Source organism: Paenibacillus sp. VMFN-D1 (assembly GCF_003386155.1).
In the GTDB taxonomy this organism is placed as follows: Bacteria; Bacillota; Bacilli; order Paenibacillales; family Paenibacillaceae; genus Paenibacillus_AQ; species Paenibacillus_AQ favisporus.
In genome coordinates this window covers 14,909-34,567 of the sequence record NZ_QRDU01000012.1, presented here as the reverse complement: position 1 = coordinate 34,567, position 19,659 = coordinate 14,909, and the positions used below count along the sequence as shown (strand labels likewise).

Here is a 19,659-nt window from a genome sequence, read left to right as displayed (position 1 = left end):
TGCCGTGGGCGGACATATCGGCCAATATATGACGGGATTGTTTAATATCGTCCCATTGTCCATTGGCAGCACTTCGTTTATATTAATCTTTGTAGATCTGAGGGAGAGCCACGCAATATATTTGGACTCTTTTGTGAAAACGTTTACAAAATAGATGCGGAAAGGAAGAGCAGCCATGTCCTTTTGCCGAACTCTGGGATGGTTCGTCGCCTGTCTGCTGTGCATCACACTGGCATCCGGACTGGCGGGCTGCGCAGCCGGCGGCGATGTCCGCATGGACGGTCCCTCTCTTTTCGGCGATGCGGCCGCCACGTCCGGCGAGCCGGAAGCGACGCTGAAGTTTTATTTCGGCGGCGAGAAAAAGGCGGCGACGGATGAAGTTTGGGCGGCCGTGAGCGATTACGTCAAAACCAAAGGATTAAACGTCAAATTTTCCGTCAATTTCATTCCCTGGCCGGAATATTCGGGGAAGCTGCTGGTCATGGCGGCGGCAGGAGACCGGTGGGACCTGAATTTCGATTCGGAAGGCTCGTTCAAGCAAATGGCGTCCCGGGGTTCCTATATGAGATTAAACGATCTTCTTCCCGTGTACGCACCCCACTTATATGACCGCTACCGGCAGCAGCATAACCTGCCCTCTGCCACGATTGGCGGGGATATCGTCGGCTTGCCCTGGTCGATCAAGATGAATCAGCGGCCCTATGCCGGATGGCGGGTGGACCTGGCGGAGAAGGCGGGGATTTACCGCGAACCTGAATCGGTAAGAACTGCTGAGGATGTCGATTCGCTTCTCCACGACCTGAAGAAAGCCTATCCCAATCAGAAGCTGAGCCGGATTCCGGCGCTCCCCCTGTATGTGGTCCGGGACGAATGGGTGGACTTGGGCTTTCACGGCCTCGGTTTTTATCTGAATGATCCTCATTACAAAGTGCAGGCGATCGAAGATCAGCCTTTTTACGCGGATGCTGCCTTCATGAGCAAGGCATGGTACGAGGGAGGGATTCTAAATCCCGATTCAAAGATCGATACCGAAGACGCTGCGGATCAATGGCGCAACGGAAAAATGCTGTTCACGCTTACTTCCCACGAGTGGGCCTATGCAGCCGATCCGGGTTTTGCCGATGCAAGCTACCGGCAGCAGATGTCGCTGTTGTACCCCGACAAAAAGACGGTCAACCGCAGCCCGATCGCAAATGTCGTGGCCATCAACCGGAATGCTGAGCATCCGGAGCTGGTGCTGCGGTTTCTTGATATGCTGGAGACGGACGAGAGGTTGTTTGATCTTGTCGTGTATGGGATTCAGGGGAAAACCTATGAGCTGGACGGAGGGAAGGTCAAGTACCCGGATAACCTGAACTTTTCCACCAGCAACTACATGGATTGGGGAGGACAGTGGGCGCTGTGGAAACCGCAATTTTTGCGCCCCACCGAAACGTACCCGGGGGACTTCTGGAAGGAGGAAGCCCGTTTTGCGGAGCTGCCCGTGAATGTGGATTCTCCCGTGGAGGGACTGCTGCTGAACGATCAGTCGATCAGTCCGCTGCTTGAAGAGCGCGACCAGATCTATGAGGACTACGGCAAATCGATCGAGTACGGCATGATGCCGGATGTCGCCAAGGCGCTGTCGGATTACCGTATGCTGCAACAAGATAATGGGCTGGATACGATTATCCGGGAAGTGCAGCGTCAGGTCGACCAATTCCTGGCGGCACAGCATCAACATTCATGACAAGGGGAGGATGCCTTTATGATCAGCGTATTAATCGTGGACGATGAATTTGAAATTCGCGAGGGGCTCCGCAAGCGGGTCCCCTGGAATGAATACGGCGTTAACGCCGTCATGGCCGCTTCGGATGGGGATGAGGCCCTGCAAATGGCCCGTCGCCACCAGCCGAATCTGATCGTGACGGACATCAAGATGAACCGGATGTCGGGACTTGAGTTTCTGGCGGAGCTGCATACTTTACCGGATTACCTGTGGAAAGCGGTGCTGATCAGCGGTTACGACGATTTCAGCCTGGTCAAACAGGCGATCCAGCTTGGAGCGATGGACTATATCCTGAAGCCGATCAAACTGGATGAGCTGGAGCGGATCGTCCGTAAAGCGGTGGATGCGATCGAACGGGAACGGCTGCAGCAGCAAACGCATGACCGCCTCACGTACCAGGTGCTGTTTGCAGAGCCGAAGCTTCAGGAGGAGCTGCTGCGTGAAATGGCGGAGAACGAATACGATCCGTACCGCGAGACCCGGATATCCCACCGCCTGCAGTCGTTGAGACTGGACTGGATGAGCCGGATGCCGCTGCTGCTGATGGCCATTGAAGGGGACGACCTGAGAGCACTGCCCGCCCGGCCGGGCATGCCGGATGAGAAGGAGCTTGTCCTGTTCGGCATCGGCAATGTCGTCAGCCATACGCTTGCCGAGCAATTGAACATGCCTTCGGCCCTGTTCAAGGACACGCACGAGCGGTGGGTGGCCGTCATCGGCTGCCCCGATCCCGGGATGCTTGATTCATGCCGCACCATCGCTGAGACCTGCCTGCTTCGCATCAACCAATTCGTGAAGGTCAAGGCCAGCATCGGGATCAGCCCCGCACCCAAAGAGCTGAACAAGCTGCATCAGCTTTATGTGGATTGCACCGAGTCCCTGGAGCAAAAGGTGGTCTGCGGGGGCAACCGGGTCTTCACAGGCAGCGTAGAGGACGGAGCCGCAGAGGTCGGCAGACTGACGATCCGGGAGCCGGGGGCGGTGCTTGACCTGGTGAAGTACGGAACGGACGCCGACATTTCGGAATCCATGGCTGACTTTGAGGATATGGTCAAATCGTGGGAGCTGCCCAATCTAAAAGATATCCAGCAGCAGTTGTTCAAATGGCTGATGGGAATTTACCGTACGGCCGCGTCGGCCGGGTGGCCCGACCGTTCCTGGGAGCAGGACCCGATCGGTCTGTGGGAGCAATTGGAGCAGTACGACACGCTGCAGTCGCTTCAGGATCAGGTGGAGAGCCGGCTGCTGTCCCTGGCCGGTGACTTCCGCAAAATGGCGACCTCCTCCAGCCAGATCGTCCAGGAGGCCGAGAAGATGATCCGTACCCGGTACGCCGAAAACCTGTCGCTGCAGTCGGTGGCCGCGGCCGTTCATGTGACGCCGATCTGGCTCAGCAAGCTATACAAAAAAGAAAAGGGCCGCACCTTCATCGAGGAGCTGACCAACGTTCGTATTGCCAGGGCCAAAGAGATGCTGGGCGATACGAAATATAAAATTTATCAGGTTTCCCATCAGGTGGGGTACAAGGATCCGGTCCATTTTACGAAACTGTTCAAAAAGCTGGTCGGCGTTACGCCCAAAGAATTCCGCCGTCTGCAGGGGATTCTGGATGATTAGGTCTTTTCTCCGGCTGGCCTCCTCGCTGCGGAACCGGATGATACTGATCTTTCTCGCGATTACGATCGTTCCGTTCATTTTGTTCTCGGCCTACGCGCATACCAAGTCGGTGGAAGGAATCCAGCAGGCCAATGCTACCTTCTCCATGAGCTATCTGGAGCAGTCCAAGATTAACCTGGAGGCGTACTTGGCCAAACTGAACGACCAGATGAACGAGCTGATCGGAGATAAGCAGCTGCAAGATTTGCTCGAGCAGCCGCCGGCCAGCAGCCAGGATGAAGTATCGGCCTCGGTGGACCTCCTGAACATCGTGTACCAGAAGAAAAAGCAGATGGATGCGCTGCAGCTGCGCGTCTATCCGCTGAATTCCGAGGCCTATCCCACATACTTGAGGGCGCTCGAAGTTACGACATCGACCCGCAATGAAGACTGGTTTCAGAACGCGGCGAACAGTACGCTCCCGATCTGGCATCTGTCGGTGGATGGAGGGCCGAACCGCGGTCCGCTGCTCTCCTATGTCAAAACGTTCACCAGCCTGCATAATCGAACGCCGAGGGGGCTGGTGGTGGCCGATCTGGCGGATAACCATTTCAGCCGCTTCTTCTCGCCGACCAAACGGCTGCAGGGGCAGAAATTCCTGATCGTCGACGAAACGGGGAAAATTGTATACGATTCAGCGGGAAGCGAGTGGACCGGAGAGCAGCTGCCGTCCCCCAAATTACTGGCGATGCGGAATGTCCGCAAGGAGGGCGTTGAGACGTTGTCCATTTATGACGAGAAAAATTTGATCGCCTTCGTCCGCATGGACAGCCTGCCCTGGACGATCGTCAGTCTGACGCCGATGCACGCTTTGACGGAGCCTATTACGGCGATGCAGAGACTGCTGATTTTTTTTCTTATCGCTTATATGCTCTGTGCCGTTGGGGTGGTCATCTATCTCACACGGAATTTTACCCAGCCCGTCTTCCAACTGGTCCGGCTGATGCGCAAGCTGGAGGAAGGGGATTTCAGCATGTTTATTCCGCATCAGAACCGTAAGGACGAGATCGGCTGGCTGTACCGCGGCTTTGGCAGCATCGTCCGGAAAATTGAAGATCTCATCCTGCAGTCCACGCGCGCCGAGCGAACGAAAAGGGAGCTGGAATTTCAGGTGCTCAGCCACCAGATCAACCCGCATTTTCTCTATAACACGCTGGAATCGATCCGCTGGAAAGCGGAAAACCACGGGCGCAACGACATCGGGGAGATGGTATCGGCGCTCGGGAATTTGCTGCGGCTCAGCTTGAACCAGGGCAAAGACATTACGACCGTCGGACGCGAGGTCGAGCAGGTGAAGGCCTACGTGCAGATCGAGCAGGCCCGCATCGGCATGCCGCTGCGCGTGCTGTATTTTTTTGACGAAGAGATGCTGGATATGACATTCATGCGCCTGCTGCTGCAGCCTTTGGTCGAGAATGCCATCCAGCACAGCATCCGCGGCAATTTCGAGAAGGGCAAGGTCATCCTCTCCGGCCGCGTGGAAGAGGGGGATCTGGTCATCGATATTAGCGATAACGGCAAGGGAATTCCGGAAGAGGTGCTGAAGGAGTTGAACGATACGGCCGGCAATCGAAAAATGGCGGGAAGATCCGGCGTCGGACTGCGCAATGTGAACGAACGGCTGAAAATATATTTTGGCCCTGATTACCAGCTTCGGATCGAAACCCAGAAAGGCAAGGGAACCAAAATTACGATCCGTCATCCGATTCTTCCGCCCGGCGGGGAAGAAATGACGACAACTAAACGGGATGCGGATCAGGAAGTCAGCTGAGCGATAAATCCGGTATTGCGGCATGGGGAGGCGCCGTGTACAATGTGGTTAGATATATATCAAATAACCAAGTATGATATATCATACAAATGAGGGGAGAACATACCATGACCACTCAGGGAATTCCAAAAGCCTTTATCAAACCGGCCGGCCATAATCCGGTCATCACCAGCATTTATACGGCGGACCCTTCTGCCCATGTGTGGGAGGACGGAAGAATATACATATACGCCTCCCATGATATCGATCCGCCGCGGGGATGCGATCTGATGGACGCTTACCACGTATTTTCCTCAGATGACCTGGTGAATTGGGTCGACGAAGGCGAGATTCTCCATTCACGGGACGTGGCCTGGGGGCGCCCGGAAGGCGGATTCATGTGGGCTCCTGACTGCGCTTACAAGAACGGCACGTATTATTTCTATTATCCGCATCCGAGCGGATCGGACTGGAACGATACGTGGAAAATCGGCGTGGCAACCAGCGATAAGCCGGCCAGCGGATTTGTCGACCAAGGCTATATCGAAGGGCTCGGCGGCTTCGCCATGATCGACCCGTGCGTCTTCGTCGATGACGACAGCAGGGCGTATATGTATTACGGCGGCGGCAGCAAATGCCAGGGCGGGGAACTGGGCGAGGACATGATGTCCATCAAAGGTTCGATGCAGGATATGACGGGGCTGGAGGATTTTCATGAAGCCGCCTGGGTGTTCAAGCGGGGCGGGCTGTACTACCTCACCTACGCCGACAATCTGGAGGACAACAACCGGATGAGATACGCGACAAGCCGGCATCCGCTTGGTCCGTGGACCTATCAGGGCATTTTCCTGGAACCGACCGGCTGCTCGACGACGCATGGCTCGGTGGTGGAGTACAAAGGACAGTGGTACCTGTTCTATCATAACCAGGACATTTCAGGACACGGGAACCTGCGCAGCGTGTGCATCGACAGCCTGCATTTTAACGAAGACGGGACCATTCAAACGGTGGTTCAGACCAAGAGCAGCGTCAAGTCTGTCGGTGAAGCGCCGGAAGCCGAAGTTTCGGCCTACTATGCGGCGTCAGTAAGCACTACGGGAGGAGGTGCTGAAGTTACGGGCGGATCTGGAGCAGAAGCAGTCGTCCGCGGACTGGACGCCGGGGGCGCTTACTGCGAATTCGGCGGCGTCGACGGCGGCAGCGGCGGACGGGCCGCACTGTACATCCATTACAGCACGGACGAAGCCCTGGCCAAGCTGAACTTAACGGTCAACGGCCATGATTACACGCTGATCAACGCCCCCGGAACAGGAAGCGGCGAGGAAGCGGAGGGCACCGCATCGTTCACGGTCCGGCTGCAGCCTGGAACGCAGAATACAATCCGGTTGACGGGCGGGCACGGCCGCATTGCTGTAGGCGGACTGTCGGTCAGCCGATTCGAAGAATAAGAGATTTGGGCTTAGCTTAACCAAGCGGCCCCTGTACACCGGCCAGCTGTTAAGCTTACCGGCGGCAGGGGCCGTTTATGGTTGTGCCAGGGATTAGGAAACCGCGTCTCCTGGACGCTGCCTTCCTTCCGTTAATCCGCCGTTGCAGGCCCGGTCGAGGCCCTGGGAACAAGGCTTACGGGGACGGTCGTGATAACGGGGCGACGGTCTCCGTTCAGAATGAGGTCGGCGATCGTTTCGCCGATGACGCTGAAATTCTGATCGATGGTGGTGATTTGCGCGCTGCCGGTCACCGCCCACTCGATATTGTCGAAGCCGGTAATGCTCATCTGCTCGGGTACCCGGATCGACAAACCGAGACAGCACATGTATACGTTAAAGGCGACCTCGTCGTTCTCGCACTCGATAGCGGTGACGCCCGACCGGTAAAACCCGTTAATGATATGCTTCAGCATATGGTAATCGGGCGTGACATTAAATTTGACGTACTCGGAGACCACTTCGAGCCCGTGATCGTTCATGCATTTCGTAAACCCGCTGAAGCGTGCGGACAAGCTGGACATGTCACGGGGCGAGAAGCGGGAGACGTAGGCGATCCGGCGGTGCCCGTAATCGACCAGATGCCGGGTCAGCTGGTAGCTGCCCCCGAAATTGTCGCAGACCACGCTGCTTAAATAAGGAATATCATGCGGCTTATCCAGGATGATGACCTGCTTGCCCTGCTCGGTAAACTTCCTGAGCACGTCCAAATGCAGCTCGTTGCCCGCCGGATACAGAATGAGGGTGTCCACGTCTTGAGCAAAGAGCCGGAGCAGCAGGCTTCTCATCTTATCCGGATCCGGCTCGCAAATATGGATTGCCAAATGAACATTGGCGCCGTCCAGCCGCGCGGTAGCCGCCTCAACGATCCGGAAGAAACCGCCCTGGTTGACGGCGAAAGGCAGGATGACCGGTATGGTCCTCCCCGGTGGCAGCCCGTCCGGAAGGGAAGAGACAGAGCTTTCCGGCTGAGCGGATAGAGGAATACGCCTCACGAAGCTCCCCACCCCGCGTTTGCGGTACAGGATGCCGGCCTGCTCCAAATCCTCGATAGCCCGTTTGGAGGTAATGCGGCTGACGCCGTACTGCTCGGACAGGCTTTTCTCCGTACAAATCGGCTTATCGTATTCGAACTGATGATTTTCAATTCTCGCGAGGATGTCGTCCTTAATCATTTGATATAACAATTTTGCTGGGTCTTTCGGCATTATTATTCTCCGATTCTCGTTAACGTTCCTTGAAATGTGCACACAAGTCGTGTATAGCTTTTATTTAGTATATCAAACCAAGCCAATATTTCAATCCACCCGGAACACCTGATACCGTTTCCTGTACTCCCCGGGAGTGAACGAGGTTTGGCGTTTAAACAGACGCGTAAAATAGTTGTTGTCCCGAAATCCGCATTGTTCGGCGACTTTGACCAGGGGCAGCTCCGAATGCGCCAGCAGCCGCTTGGCCCGCTCCATCTGCAGATGATGCCGGTATTGCAGCGGACTCATCCCCGAATATTGTTTCAGGCAGCGCGCCAAGTAGTCGAAATGGTAATGCAGGTCGCGCTCCATGCCTGCGGAGTCGAAGGGAACTTCAAGGTTGTCCGCCAAATAGGCTGCGACCTGCTCTCCAAGGAAAAACGAGCGGGCATGCGGACCGCCTTTTCTCATGCTTCCCTGCAGTTCGACCAGGAACCTGCCGAATAACATGTGCAGTTCGTAGACTCCGTAGGGCGTAAGCATGCCGTGCACTTTCAGCATGTCCTGCAGGATCGGCACCATCGTTCGCAAATCGATTTCGGCAAATTTGGGGATGTCCACCAGGCCCGGCTGGGCCTGGGTATCCTGATCCGACCGGTTCAGCAGCGGCAGATGCCAGTGGCTTTTCTCGGTCAGAACCGGCTGCTCATCCGCCGGGTATTCGAAATGGATCCAATACACTTCGGTTTCACGATCGGTCGGACGGCAGCCGCGGTGCGTTTTGCCAGGCTCCAGGACGAGCATCGTTCCTTCCCGGATATCATATGCAATCCCGTTCTCCTCCATATATAGCGTGCCCTTGGCGCAAACGATCAGGTCAAAGGCTTCGAATTGCCGCTCGGCATGCATCACGCCTGCCTGCCACACCGTATGGCCGACCGCGGCCAGCAGCGGAAACGGCGGCACCTTGAGTTCAAGTACGAGCATACCGCTAAAGCTCCTTTTCGATAAAAAACGAATGTAGAGATTGTACTATAAGAAGTCGTCATTGTCAGCTGTGTCAAGGAAGATGATCCTGTAGAGTGGTAGATATTATATGATTTAAGTGAAGTCAGGGAGGCAGTGAGTTATGGATCAACAGGCACTCATCCAAAGGCAGCAGTGGTTTGTGAATCAGCGGTTCGGGATGTTTATTCACTTCAACAGCGCAACGTTTCAGTTTGCCGATTCGGACATTATCGATTGGGAATACGATCACGAGAACGGGGATGAGCCCCGCCGGTTCCCTTTCGACCCGAAGGACTGGAATCCGGAGCAGCTGGACTGCTCGCAATGGGCGAAGGCCGCCAAATCGGCGGGGATGAGCTTTGCGGCATTGACCGCGAAGCATCATGAAGGCTTCAGCTTGTGGCCGACGAAGTACACAGAGCATTGCGTTCGCAACGCAGCGAGTCAGCGGGATGTCGTCAAGGAATACCTGGACGCGTTCCGGGCGGAAGGGATCGAGGCGGGGCTGTATTTTTCCATGCTGGACCTGCATCACCAAATCGGTCGGAGAAAATGCACGCCGGAGGATAAGCAGTTCATTAAAAACCAGCTTGAGGAGCTGCTGACGAACTACGGCGAGCTTCCGTTCCTCATTATCGACGGCTGGAACGCCCATTGGGGCGGCCCTTCGTACGAGAACCTTCCGTTCGAGGAAATCGACGCCTGGGTCAAGTCGCTGCAGCCTCAGTGCTTGCTGATGAACATCAGCTGCGAGACCAACCTGAATCATACGGACGTCGTGTTTTATGAAAATGCGGCAGGGCAGGAAGTGGAAGACGGCTTTGTGGGGCCGGGGGCCAGCTGCAACGTATTAACGAAAACCTGGTTCTGGAGAACGACGGATACGGCCAGAGAGCTGAAATCAGTGGATTGGGCACTGGACATGGTTCAGGACTGCAACCGCCAGAACGTGACCTTTCTGTTGAATGGGGCTCCCAACCGGCAGGGACTGCTGGACGCGAACGTGCTGGAGCGCTTCCGGGAGATCGGACAGCGGTACCGGAAACCCGGCGATCTGACCGTCATTCCCGAAGGGTGGCTGACCCGGGGGTAAGCTGCTGCAAGCCCTTGAGGCGATTTAATGGAGCAGCATGGGATGTCGTTTGGCGGACGGAGCGCAGCCCAGCACCTTTTTATACGCACGGAAAAAAGAAGAATAATCATGGAAGCCGACGGCGGCGGCCGCCGAACTCGCGGTATGGCCCTGAAGCATCAAATTTTGCGCCATCACGACCCGTTTATGGATGATATAATTGCCGATGGTTGTGCCTGTCGCTCTGCGGAACATTTTGTTCAAATGATGCTTGCTGATATAAAAGGCGGCGGACAGATCGTCGAGCGAGACCGATTCGGTGATATGGTCGTTGACGTAAGCGATGATTCGCTGGATCGACGGAGCGGAAGATGAGGTCTCCGATGTGCCTTTCAGCGCATAGCTGTGGATCAAGATCTGCGACAACAGCGCCTCAAGGCGCACCCGGAGCGCAAGATCGCGAATGGCGGCATCGGCATGCCGGGCTTCCATCAGCTGCTTGAAAAAAGTAAACATAACGCGGTTTCCGTCATCCTTGTAATAGATCCCTGCCGGACCATCATCGGGATGGAAGGGAGATAATAAGGCGGACTGGTTTTCGGGCGGAAGAAATCCGGGCACAAAATGGAGCGATATCCTTTCATAAGGGATGTCGCTTTCGATTTTTACGCCGTGGAACACGTGTGGGGCGATGAGCAGCAGGCTGTGCGGTTCCGGTACGTAGCGCTTGCCCTCGACCAGATAGCTGACTTCTCCGGCGATAAAATAGTACACCTCGTAAAAATTGTGGCAGTGCAGCGCATATTGGTCCGTTTTGCGCCGGTCGGCCGCATGGTGGAAATTCAATGAGTCGGTATGGATATTGGCGTACAGCATCCGTTCGCCCCCTCAAGCAATGTTGGGTTTAGTCTAACGAATGACCGCTATATTTGCAATGTTATGGCTTCGATTTACAATGGTGATTCCGGGTGCCGGGACTATAATTAAGGGGAGAATGCACTTTTGGAAATCTTGAAGGAGGGGCCATATTTCATGATTTTAGGCGCACAATTGTACACCGTCCGATCCTTTCTCCAGACGGAAAAAGATATTCGGCGAACATTGCAAAAAATTGCGGCTATGGGCTATACGTCGGTCCAGATTTCGGCCATCGGTTCCATCCGTCCCGAGACGCTTCGCGCCATTTGCGACGAGCTGTCGCTTCAAATCGCGCTGACGCATACGAGCCCGGACCGGATCCTGAACGAAACGGATCAAGTCATTGAGGAGCATCATATTCTGGGCTGCGATTACATCGGCATTGGATCGATGCCTGATAAATACCGCGGTCTCGACTGGTACGGGTATTTCGCGGAAGACTTCCGGGAAGCGACAGGTCGGATCGCCAAGGCAGGCAAGCTGTTCATGTACCACAACCATCATTTTGAGTTAGAAAAAATCGGCGGCAAGCGCCTCATTGAGCGGCTGGTGGAGGATTTCGCGCCGGAGGAGATGGGCATTACGCTCGATACATATTGGGTACAGGCGGCCGGCGCCGACGTATGCGAATGGATCGGCAAGTTGAAGGACCGCCTTCACTGCGTGCATTTGAAGGACATGGCCGTCCAGGGAACGCAGCAGCTGATGGCCCCCGTCATGGAAGGGAACATGAATTTTCCGGCGATTTTGAAAGCGCTTGAACAAGCGAATACAAAATATCTGCTGGTCGAGCAGGACGTGTGCCAGACGAGTCCGTTCGACTGCCTGCAGACGAGCTACAACAATTTGGCTTCCCTTGGCTACCGCTAAGGAGAATGGAGGGTCTTGATGTCTAAATTACGGATCGGCGTCATCGGGATGGGCAATATGGGGTCGGATCATGCCAAAAAATTAAACAAGGGTATCGTGCCGGAGGCGGAGCTGACCGCAGTGTCGGAAATGGACGACATGCGGCTGGAGAACGCCAAAACGTATTTGCAAGGCGACATTGGCTACTTTGCAACTCCTGACGAGTTGATGGACAGCGGCCTATGTGATGCCGTGATTATTGCGACGCCGCACTACGACCATCCAAGGCTCGCCATTATGGCTTTCACCAAAGGACTGCACGTTTTATGCGAAAAGCCGGCCGGCGTCTACACGAAGCAGGTGCGGGAAATGAACGAGAAGGCGCGGGAGAGCGGCCGTATCTTTGGCATGATGTTTAACCAGCGGACCAATCCGATGTACCGTAAAATGCATGAGCTCGTGCACAGCGGCGAGCTTGGCGCGATTAAGCGGGTGAACTGGATCATTACCGACTGGTACCGGTCGCAGGCCTATTATGATTCGGGAAGCTGGCGCGCCACCTGGGCCGGGGAAGGCGGAGGCGTGCTTATCAACCAATGCCCGCACAACATCGACCTCCTCCAATGGATTTGCGGCATGCCGGCCCAAGTCCGCGCCTTTTGCCATGAAGGCAAGTGGCATAACATTGAGGTGGAGGATGACGTCACGGCATATATGGAATTCCCGAACGGAGCCACGGGCGTATTCGTCACGACGACGGCCGACCTGCCGGGAACGAACCGTTTGGAAATTACGCTGGAAATGGGCAAGCTGGTGTGCGAAAATAATACGCTGACGCTGCACAAGTTGAGCCAGAACGAGCGTGAATACTGTTTTACAACGAAGGACGGCTTTGCCACGCCTCCCGTGGAAGTGTCCGTCATCGAGACGCAAGGTGACAACAGCCAGCATACCGGCGTCATCGCTTCGTTTGCCAAGGCCGTCCTGGACGGTGCGCCGCTGATCGCTGACGGTGAGGAGGGCATCAACAGTTTAATGCTGTCCAATGCGATGCATCTGTCGAGCTGGATCGGCGACACCGTAGCGCTTCCCATCGACGAGGATCTGTTTTTGGAGGAGCTGAATAAGCGGATAGAGGCGTCGAAACATAAGGTGACTGCTGGTATCTAACGATAGATAAGGTACGGCGAGTTGGAAACGGCGGAAGGATTGGACAATGTTTTGTGATCCGGACTGAATTCCAGCTGCCGTACCTCGCTAAGAGTTCAAGCAATATCCAAGCGATAAGCCGAATCCGCCATAGCTTCAGCATGTTTCGAATACAACCGCATCCAGCAACAAGCGAAAAGAGCCGACGCCAGCGTCAGCTCTTTTCGTGTGTAAACGGAGCAATATGAAATCGATCGAGGTACGCCTGAATCGCACCGGTATCCTGGTGAGGTTCCGCTAACGCGACGTATCCGTCCGGCCGGACCAAAACTGCCGAATCGGGATGCATGCCGGCTGCTTTCATGGATGGCGTCCACCCCATATCATGCAAGGGGATGCCTGTCGTTTCGCTGAGCCGGCGCAGACCTGGCGATGCTTGGCCGTACACATGCAGCTGCCAATCGACGGATTGCAGCGGTTCGAAGTTGTCCCCATGGGCAGTCTGAATCCAGGGCAGACGGTCGCCGCCGTGAACGGAGCCGGAAGCACCGCTGCTCAGCATGCTGTCCCGGTAACGGATTTGCGTTTGCGACAGCCGCTCAAAGGCCATTTTTCGTATAGGCGGGACGTCCAGAAGCAGGGGAACGATATGGGGAATGACCATGTCCTGAACCAGAGAGGTCATGATGCCGCCCCCTACGAGCGATTGGAACAGCCGGTCTGTGGTGGCCACGAGCGTCCGGGCAAAAGCAATCCGCTCCGTCTCGTAGGAATCGAGAACGCCGGCGTCCGCTTTGTCCAGAAGAACCGCGGCAAGCTTCCAGCCCAGATTCACGGCGTCCCCAATGCCGGTATTCATGCCTTGCCCTCCGACCGGGCTGTGCACATGGGCCGCATCCCCGGCGATAAAGACCCGTCCTTTGCGGAAGTGCTCGCATACCCGGTGATGGCTTTTATAAGTCGAATACCAGTTCACCTGGCTGATGTGCACTCCCGTATTTCTTTCCACATAAGGAATCAGAGGCTCCAAATTCGCGGGAATTCCCTGATTTAGGATCTTGGGCGGAATCAGTCCGATGAGCCGGACCTGTCCGCTCGTGCGGATCGGGAAGACCAGACAGAAGCCTTCTTCAAAAAAGTTCATTGTCACGTTTGTCACGGGCTCTTTACTCCCCACATCAGCCACGAAAAACATCTGCTCATACGTTCCTCCGGGAAACTCCAGTCCCATCTCCTTGCGGACCGTACTATGCGCCCCATCGCACCCGCACACATAGGCATACGCTTGTTTCTCTTCGCTCCCTTGCCGGGTCGTGACGGCATGCACCGCTTCATTCCCTTCCTGAAGGGAAACGAGCCCGGTATTCCACTCCACATGGATTCCTTTGGAGTCGAGATGCTCGATGAGAAGGGCTTCATGCTCGTCCTGAGGCAGGCTGAGTACATAGGGAAAGGGGCTGATTTCTTCTCCAAAATCACCAAAGTTGATGGTTCCCTTAAGCTTGCCGTTCTTCATAATTTGGCCGGTATGCATGGGGATGCCGCGCTGCACAAATGAATCCGCTATGCCGAACTGCTGGTAGAACTCCAGGGTTCTGGCATGAACGACCATGGCTCTGGAGGCTTCTCTCGGTCCGGACCGTTGATCGATGATTCGAAAAGGGATTCCCTGCTTCTCCAGGGCCAGAGCCAAAACGAGACCGGTCGGACCGGCGCCGACAATCAAAACCTGAGGTTGCATGATCGCTGCCTCCTTTTTTTGGAGCTTATGTGTACATTATAGTTTTTATCCTTCGAAACGCCATCAACAAAAGGGCTGATTGTGATCAGTAAGCGGCACAAACCGGTGGAGTGTTCAGGGAGCCGGGGAATATGGTTTGGAAGCTGGGGCTGTTAAATCAGATGATATCGAAAGAGAGAGGCATTTTTAATGTGAAATGAGAGGATCCGGTGTCCGGATAAGTGAGAGAATTAGCAATTAGCAAATGGTAGATTGTGGTATAATCGAAAGGACAAAGTAACCGGTGGGAGGACACGGCGAAGCAAGCCCGAAAGGGGGTGACGCCGTGTCCATTCTTGAAGTGGCCTTAAAGCTTTTGGACGGACTGCTGAAGCTGGTCGGTATCATTACTGGCCTGAAAACTTTGGTCAGTGCCTGGAAGCAAGCGCGGCATAACAAGAAAAACCACCGGGATTAGGTTGGGAGCCTAGCAATCCGGTGGTTCTTCGGTTCTTGAACTGAATTCTCGCCGTGGTCGCCCGCCGGCCTTTGTCAAAGTCACGATGTTACCAGCATCGTGGCTTTTTTAGTTTACGCTTGATCTATTTCAAGTATACCACAAAAAGCGGACCGCTACACGGTAAGCCTTAAGGTAACGGAGGGCATAGGTAATAGCAGACAAACAACAGCTGGGAGCAACCACCTGGCAATTCTATTGAATTTCATATTATCTGCTCCTTTCTCATTTTAAATTAACTAGCAAATTAGATGGTTGTTCTCCTCCTTAATATTGATGCTCTGAACTAGAATACGCCTTGTAGTAACAAGACGCTCTCAGTATAGTAGTAGTTACATATAAAATGGTAAATCCTGAAAATTAAACTTTTTCTAGCAACAGGGGTTTTAAATATGAACGAAAAAGTGAGTCGAAGCCTGCTGTCCTTCGTGACTATGGTTAATGATCCTAATTAGAAATGGGGTATAAAAATGACCTTTAAACGAGTGGTTGTGGCGATTAGTGTGACGGTGATCCTCTTGCTCGTTGCGTTCCTTACTTTGAAAAATTTCGGAAATCATCTGGGGAATGTTATGGAGCAAATGGATTAACAGCCAGAGCGAGACCAGCGTTGTGGTTTCATGAATCCTATGAGTAGATTTATTTAAATAGAGAGGATAATACAAAATGTTCAAAAAAATTGTCATTCCTGTTTTCCTAACCAGTCTCCTAACCATTTTTATGAGTATTCCCGCAAATGCTTCTCCTCCAAGGATCATTTATTCTTTGTACGTCCAATTAAATGGTGCTCCAATAGAATCAGATTCGACACCCCCATATATAAACAAGGCTACAAATACCGCATATGTTCCGCTAAGGGTTATTTCAGAAGGAATGGGACAATCGGTAAGCTGGGACAAGAATAAACAGCAAGTGACCATTCAATCGAATGACGGAACCGTCATGACCATGACAATCGGAAGTACGACTGCTTATGTAAATGGTGAGGCGAAAATTCTGCCAAGCGCTCCGGAGATGCCTTTTATGAGAGTCATGGTGCCCATCAGATTTGTCTCTGAAGTGTTAGGAGCAACCGTGAATGCATCCGCCAAGGATGGCGCGACGTATGTTGATATTTCCTTCAAGCCGTAAAATATCAACGACATGAATATTTCCTTTACATTTGCTAGGGGCATAAGCATCTTGAAGAATCGTCCTTTGAACCTCCCCCGGAATACGGCTTCATATAAAAAGAAAGGCGGCCATACACGGCCGCCTTCCTCATTTTAATTTTAATCCTGCAGCGCCTGCTCCGGCAGGAGCCGGTCAAAGGCGTAGATGCTGGCGAGCCGGTTAGGCGTAAAGGCGGACGCAAAGCCGAAGCACAGCTCGGCTTTCTGCGGGTGCCTGATGTCCGGAATCCGGATCGACATCCCCTCAGGCTCCCGGTACGTCAGTTCCGGCGCGGTAAGGATGAGCTGCCGGTCCACGACCTCCCCGGTGCTCAGCTTCACGACGGTGATGTACGTATTGCCGGTGCCTTCGACCGAGCCGGCCGAACCGTAGGCGCTGCCCTCCAGGAGATACAGGTAACCGCCGTAGGAGGCGAAGCCCTGAAACGTGCCGAGGGAAGGCTGGAGGACGTCCGCCACCGGCTCGTAGATGTGCTGCTTAACTTTCTCCAGCTCATATACGCCAAAATGGAAGGCTCCGTTCAGACGGTAACGCATCGTCAGCAGCCCGTTCGCCTGGTCGATATGGACCGTCGTCCGGTCGGCACCGGGGATCAGCCGGTACTTCTCAAGCTCCGGAGACTCCGGCGTCAGGATGGCGCCGTCCTGGAAGGCGAACCGGGTCAGCTGGGTTCCCCAGCCGCTGCCCGACTCCGTCACCGAGTCGGTCTCCGACCATAAGTAGGCCTGCGACCCGTCCGCCTCCACGCCGATCTGCACGCCGTGGCCAAATCCCTTCAGGAACATGTGCCCCAGCTCGTTTCCGTTCATATCCAGCTGGGTCAGGGCCAGATCGCCGCTGCTGGAGCGGGCGGCTCCGCTCACTGGTGCGGTTTCGCCGGGGAGCTGCTGTCCGCCGGCCATGAGCTGAACGGTATAAATACGCCCGTTCGCATTATCGATGGCAAAGGACTGAAGCACGGTTCCGTTGTGCAGCGGCTTCTCGCGGATCACTTCCTTCGCCTCCTGCGACAGGTCGAACATTTTGGACTTCAGCGGCGACGGCTGCGCATGAGCGCCGGAAGCGGAGAGAGGCAGGAGGGCGGCGATTAGGAAGCCTGCCGTTAATTTCATCAGTGTGCGGCGGGCCAATCCCTTTACGGCCCAACGGCTGTTAAATTTCGAATGATCCATGGACATCAATCCTCCAATCCAGGGTTGGGATGAAACCGGACATTCACGGTTGCGGCATGAAATTTGTGGGAGAGAGATCCATCTGCTCCCGAATCCGCATGGCCGGGAGCGGGTTGTTCACCGTCATCAGCAGGGAACCGCAGCCGAGCGCGTAGTAGACCTGCTGATCGTCGTCCGGGCAGTAGCACCACGGCAGGATGCCCAGATCCTCGTATTCCTTCACCCGGGCAGGCGTCAGCAGCTTCATGCTGAGTCCCACCGCCCACATTTTCGAAATCGTCCCCTCGGGTCCCGGCACATAGTTGTGCATCTGCTCACCGGGAAAGCCCTGCGTCTTAAGGCCATGCTTGTCGTGGATATGCGCCAGAACCGTGGCGTCAAAGCTGGTAAATACACACCGGTGAAGCTCCCCGTGGGATGCAAGCTGGACAATGGCGGCGTCCGCGGTTTCCAGAGCCCGTTCGTCCGGTTTGATCTCCACGTTCAGCAGAACGTCCGGATAAGAGGCGATCAGCTCGCAGAATTCCTCGAAGGTCGGAACCTTAAGTCCCTCGAACACTTTGCCGAACCAGCCGCCGGCATCCAGCCGCTTCAGCTCCTCCAGCGTATAATCGCTGACCGGGCCCGATCCGTCCGTCGTCCGGTCGACGGTGGCATCATGGATGACCACCACGACGTCGTCGCGGGTCATGCGCAGGTCCAGCTCCAGCATATCGACGCCGAGATCCAGCGCCTGTTGAAACGACAAGAGCGTATTTTCCGGATATGCGGACTTCCAGCCGCGGTGTCCGGATACCACGATGGACTGCAGCTGCTTCAAATGCTCTAGCATAAGACAGTGTACCTCCTTGTTATTGGCGGGAATGGGATCACGTTAATTTTTCAAGATCCGGTCCACTTCTTCCTTGTAGCTGTTCAGTGTGGCATCAACGTCTTTGTTATCGTACATGATCGCTTGGATCGCCTTGTTAAACTCCTGCTCGACCTGCGGCCACTGGACGCTCTTGTTGGTATCAACGGCGTATTGGAGCTGCTCAAAAGCCACCTTCCGGTTCGGCTCCTTTTCCCACAGCTGCTTGATGGCGTCCGATTCGACCATCTGCTTCGTGAAAGGAAGGTATCCCGTATCGATAACGAACTGCTGCGCGCCTTCCGGACTGGTCATCAGCCAGTGCATGAACTCCCAGGCCGCATCCTTATGCTTGGAGGCCGCCATCATGGCCACGTTGCCGCCCCCGGTCGGAGTAGCGTACTGCTTATCCTGCGGAAGGAATGCCGTCACATAATCGAACTTCGCACCTTGAGTCAGGCCGGAGATCGAACCGGTCGATTGGAAAAGAATCCCCACCTTGCCGCTCGTAAACATTTGATTCGTAATGTTGCCGGAGTCCTGGCTTGGCGGATAGTAGAGGGCGCCGGCATTTTGCAGCTCCTTCAGATACTTGAAGGTCTTGGACGCTTCGGTCGTATAACCGACGGACGTGCCCTCATCGTTGAAGAACTTGCCTCCGGCCTGCGTAATCATGGCGATTGGATACCAGGTATCGTACGGCATCGTCAGCCCGTAGCGTTTCACCTCGCCATTTTCCTTGACGACCAGCGCTTCGGCTGTTTTTTTCAATTCGTCCCAGGTTGTCGGGATGGACAAGCCTTTTTCGTCCAGCATCGACTTGTTGATGTGCATCACCGGCGTGGAGCGGTTAAACGGAAGGGAGACCAGCTTATCGTTAAAATAGGAATGCCCCATCAGCCCCTCCTCAAAATCGTCCTTGCTGAGGCCGGACTTTTCCATGTAGGGGGCCAGGTCTTCCAGAACTTCCGCGTCCGCGAACAGCTGCACGTTGGAACGCTCAAGCATCGTCACGTCCGTCGCGGTCTTGGCCGCAACGGCCTGCTGCAGCTTCGTTACCGTTTCCTGGTAGCTGCCCTGGAACGTTCCGACGACCTCGATTTTGTCCTGGGAGCTGTTGAACCGCTTGATCATGGCGTCCAGAAACTCCCCGTTCTTGCCGCCGATCGAGTGCCAGAACTGGATGGTCTCCTTGCCGGAGCCGGAATTACCGGAATTGCCGGATGCCTCTTCCGAAGCGGCCTTGCTGTCCGTGCCAGCCGTTTCGCCTTCGGACCCGCTTCCGCCTCCGCTGCATCCTGCCAATAAAGTCATGATCAGCGCCAGGGTCAGCGCGATGAATGGAAACTTGTTCTTCACAGAAACTCCTCCATTTTCAGG

16 protein-coding genes are annotated in these 19,659 nt (G+C 54.9%); 9 read left to right on the top strand and 7 right to left on the bottom strand.

All coding sequences use genetic code 11. The features are described 5' to 3' along the window. Positions 1 to 175 precede the first annotated feature (175 nt). From C7820_RS32975 to C7820_RS32960, 4 genes are all read left to right on the top strand, one after another. On the top strand, positions 176 to 1,729 hold the full coding sequence (locus tag C7820_RS32975) for an extracellular solute-binding protein (RefSeq protein WP_181909268.1): 1,554 nt from the start codon (positions 176 to 178) through the stop codon (positions 1,727 to 1,729). Between the two features lie 18 nt (positions 1,730 to 1,747). Beyond that, positions 1,748 to 3,385, top strand: coding sequence for a response regulator transcription factor (locus C7820_RS32970; RefSeq protein ID WP_116234547.1), 1,638 nt, complete (start codon positions 1,748 to 1,750; stop codon positions 3,383 to 3,385). Beyond that, complete coding sequence (locus C7820_RS32965; protein WP_116234546.1) at positions 3,378 to 5,195, top strand: cache domain-containing sensor histidine kinase; 1,818 nt, start codon at positions 3,378 to 3,380, stop codon at positions 5,193 to 5,195. The genes C7820_RS32970 and C7820_RS32965 overlap by 8 nt, the downstream gene beginning before the upstream one ends. A 107-nt stretch (positions 5,196 to 5,302) precedes the next feature. Continuing rightward, positions 5,303 to 6,622: a family 43 glycosylhydrolase gene (locus tag C7820_RS32960; protein WP_220376689.1), complete on the top strand. Its 1,320-nt coding sequence runs from the start codon at positions 5,303 to 5,305 to the stop codon at positions 6,620 to 6,622. 131 nt (positions 6,623 to 6,753) lie between these two features. Here the strand turns inward: C7820_RS32960 and C7820_RS32955 are convergent, their stop codons facing one another. Beyond that, positions 6,754 to 7,869 carry a substrate-binding domain-containing protein gene (locus tag C7820_RS32955; protein ID WP_116234544.1) on the bottom strand — a complete coding sequence of 372 codons (1,116 nt, stop codon included), beginning with the start codon at positions 7,867 to 7,869 and terminating at the stop codon, positions 6,754 to 6,756. Positions 7,870 to 7,959: 90 nt separating this feature from the next. Continuing rightward, the gene (locus C7820_RS32950; RefSeq protein WP_116234543.1) at positions 7,960 to 8,838 is read right to left on the bottom strand and encodes a helix-turn-helix transcriptional regulator; all 879 of its coding nucleotides are present in this window, start codon (positions 8,836 to 8,838) and stop codon (positions 7,960 to 7,962) included. Between the two features lie 142 nt (positions 8,839 to 8,980). On the opposite strand from C7820_RS32950, the gene C7820_RS32945 reads away from it, so the two are divergent. Continuing rightward, positions 8,981 to 9,952 carry an alpha-L-fucosidase gene (locus tag C7820_RS32945; RefSeq protein ID WP_116234542.1) on the top strand — a complete coding sequence of 324 codons (972 nt, stop codon included), beginning with the start codon at positions 8,981 to 8,983 and terminating at the stop codon, positions 9,950 to 9,952. A 24-nt stretch (positions 9,953 to 9,976) separates the two neighbouring features. Here C7820_RS32945 and C7820_RS32940 read toward each other — a convergent pair whose 3' ends face one another. Beyond that, positions 9,977 to 10,807 carry an AraC family transcriptional regulator gene (locus C7820_RS32940; protein WP_116234541.1) on the bottom strand — a complete coding sequence of 277 codons (831 nt, stop codon included), beginning with the start codon at positions 10,805 to 10,807 and terminating at the stop codon, positions 9,977 to 9,979. 156 nt (positions 10,808 to 10,963) lie between these two features. Here C7820_RS32940 and C7820_RS32935 point away from each other — a divergent pair, with 156 nt between their 5' ends. Together C7820_RS32935 and C7820_RS32930 are read left to right on the top strand one after the other, a co-directional pair. Further along, on the top strand, positions 10,964 to 11,719 hold the full coding sequence (locus tag C7820_RS32935) for a sugar phosphate isomerase/epimerase family protein (RefSeq protein WP_116234540.1): 756 nt from the start codon (positions 10,964 to 10,966) through the stop codon (positions 11,717 to 11,719). A gap of 18 nt (positions 11,720 to 11,737) precedes the next feature. Next, positions 11,738 to 12,868, top strand: a complete 1,131-nt coding sequence (locus C7820_RS32930; protein WP_116234539.1) for a Gfo/Idh/MocA family protein — start codon at positions 11,738 to 11,740, stop codon at positions 12,866 to 12,868. Between the two features lie 193 nt (positions 12,869 to 13,061). On the opposite strand, the gene C7820_RS32925 is transcribed toward C7820_RS32930, so the two are convergent. Then, positions 13,062 to 14,588, bottom strand: a complete 1,527-nt coding sequence (locus C7820_RS32925) for an FAD-dependent monooxygenase (RefSeq protein WP_116234538.1) — start codon at positions 14,586 to 14,588, stop codon at positions 13,062 to 13,064. A 325-nt stretch (positions 14,589 to 14,913) separates the two neighbouring features. Here C7820_RS32925 and C7820_RS33990 point away from each other — a divergent pair, with 325 nt between their 5' ends. Beyond that, positions 14,914 to 15,045: a hypothetical protein gene (locus tag C7820_RS33990; protein WP_256993005.1), complete on the top strand. Its 132-nt coding sequence runs from the start codon at positions 14,914 to 14,916 to the stop codon at positions 15,043 to 15,045. Positions 15,046 to 15,750: 705 nt separating this feature from the next. Next, entirely contained in the window at positions 15,751 to 16,215 is a 465-nt protein-coding gene (locus tag C7820_RS32920; RefSeq protein ID WP_116234537.1) for a copper amine oxidase N-terminal domain-containing protein, read from the top strand. A gap of 140 nt (positions 16,216 to 16,355) precedes the next feature. On the opposite strand, the gene C7820_RS32915 is transcribed toward C7820_RS32920, so the two are convergent. The 3 genes from C7820_RS32915 to C7820_RS32905 are packed head-to-tail and all read right to left on the bottom strand — an operon-like array spanning position 16,356 to position 19,638. Further along, the gene (locus C7820_RS32915) at positions 16,356 to 17,429 is read right to left on the bottom strand and encodes a phage baseplate protein (protein ID WP_116234536.1); all 1,074 of its coding nucleotides are present in this window, start codon (positions 17,427 to 17,429) and stop codon (positions 16,356 to 16,358) included. A gap of 43 nt (positions 17,430 to 17,472) precedes the next feature. Beyond that, the gene (locus tag C7820_RS32910) at positions 17,473 to 18,261 is read right to left on the bottom strand and encodes a glycerophosphodiester phosphodiesterase family protein (protein WP_116234535.1); all 789 of its coding nucleotides are present in this window, start codon (positions 18,259 to 18,261) and stop codon (positions 17,473 to 17,475) included. Positions 18,262 to 18,303: 42 nt separating this feature from the next. Beyond that, entirely contained in the window at positions 18,304 to 19,638 is a 1,335-nt protein-coding gene (locus C7820_RS32905) for an ABC transporter substrate-binding protein (protein WP_258875809.1), read from the bottom strand. Between the last annotated feature and the right edge of the window lie 21 nt (positions 19,639 to 19,659).

Excerpts from the sequence above, each read along its gene's own strand:
- C7820_RS32975 (WP_181909268.1), top strand. The coding sequence starts at position 176 with ATGTCCTTTTGCCGAACTCTGGGATGGTTCGTCGCCTGTCTGCTGTGC.
- C7820_RS32970 (WP_116234547.1), top strand. The coding sequence starts at position 1,748 with ATGATCAGCGTATTAATCGTGGACGATGAATTTGAAATTCGCGAGGGG.
- C7820_RS32965 (WP_116234546.1), top strand. The coding sequence starts at position 3,378 with ATGATTAGGTCTTTTCTCCGGCTGGCCTCCTCGCTGCGGAACCGGATG.
- C7820_RS32960 (WP_220376689.1), top strand. The coding sequence starts at position 5,303 with ATGACCACTCAGGGAATTCCAAAAGCCTTTATCAAACCGGCCGGCCAT.
- C7820_RS32955 (WP_116234544.1), bottom strand. The coding sequence starts at position 7,869 with ATGCCGAAAGACCCAGCAAAATTGTTATATCAAATGATTAAGGACGAC.
- C7820_RS32950 (WP_116234543.1), bottom strand. The coding sequence starts at position 8,838 with ATGCTCGTACTTGAACTCAAGGTGCCGCCGTTTCCGCTGCTGGCCGCG.
- C7820_RS32945 (WP_116234542.1), top strand. The coding sequence starts at position 8,981 with ATGGATCAACAGGCACTCATCCAAAGGCAGCAGTGGTTTGTGAATCAG.
- C7820_RS32940 (WP_116234541.1), bottom strand. The coding sequence starts at position 10,807 with ATGCTGTACGCCAATATCCATACCGACTCATTGAATTTCCACCATGCG.
- C7820_RS32935 (WP_116234540.1), top strand. The coding sequence starts at position 10,964 with ATGATTTTAGGCGCACAATTGTACACCGTCCGATCCTTTCTCCAGACG.
- C7820_RS32930 (WP_116234539.1), top strand. The coding sequence starts at position 11,738 with ATGTCTAAATTACGGATCGGCGTCATCGGGATGGGCAATATGGGGTCG.
- C7820_RS32925 (WP_116234538.1), bottom strand. The coding sequence starts at position 14,588 with ATGCAACCTCAGGTTTTGATTGTCGGCGCCGGTCCGACCGGTCTCGTT.
- C7820_RS32920 (WP_116234537.1), top strand. The coding sequence starts at position 15,751 with ATGTTCAAAAAAATTGTCATTCCTGTTTTCCTAACCAGTCTCCTAACC.
- C7820_RS32915 (WP_116234536.1), bottom strand. The coding sequence starts at position 17,429 with ATGGATCATTCGAAATTTAACAGCCGTTGGGCCGTAAAGGGATTGGCC.
- C7820_RS32910 (WP_116234535.1), bottom strand. The coding sequence starts at position 18,261 with ATGCTAGAGCATTTGAAGCAGCTGCAGTCCATCGTGGTATCCGGACAC.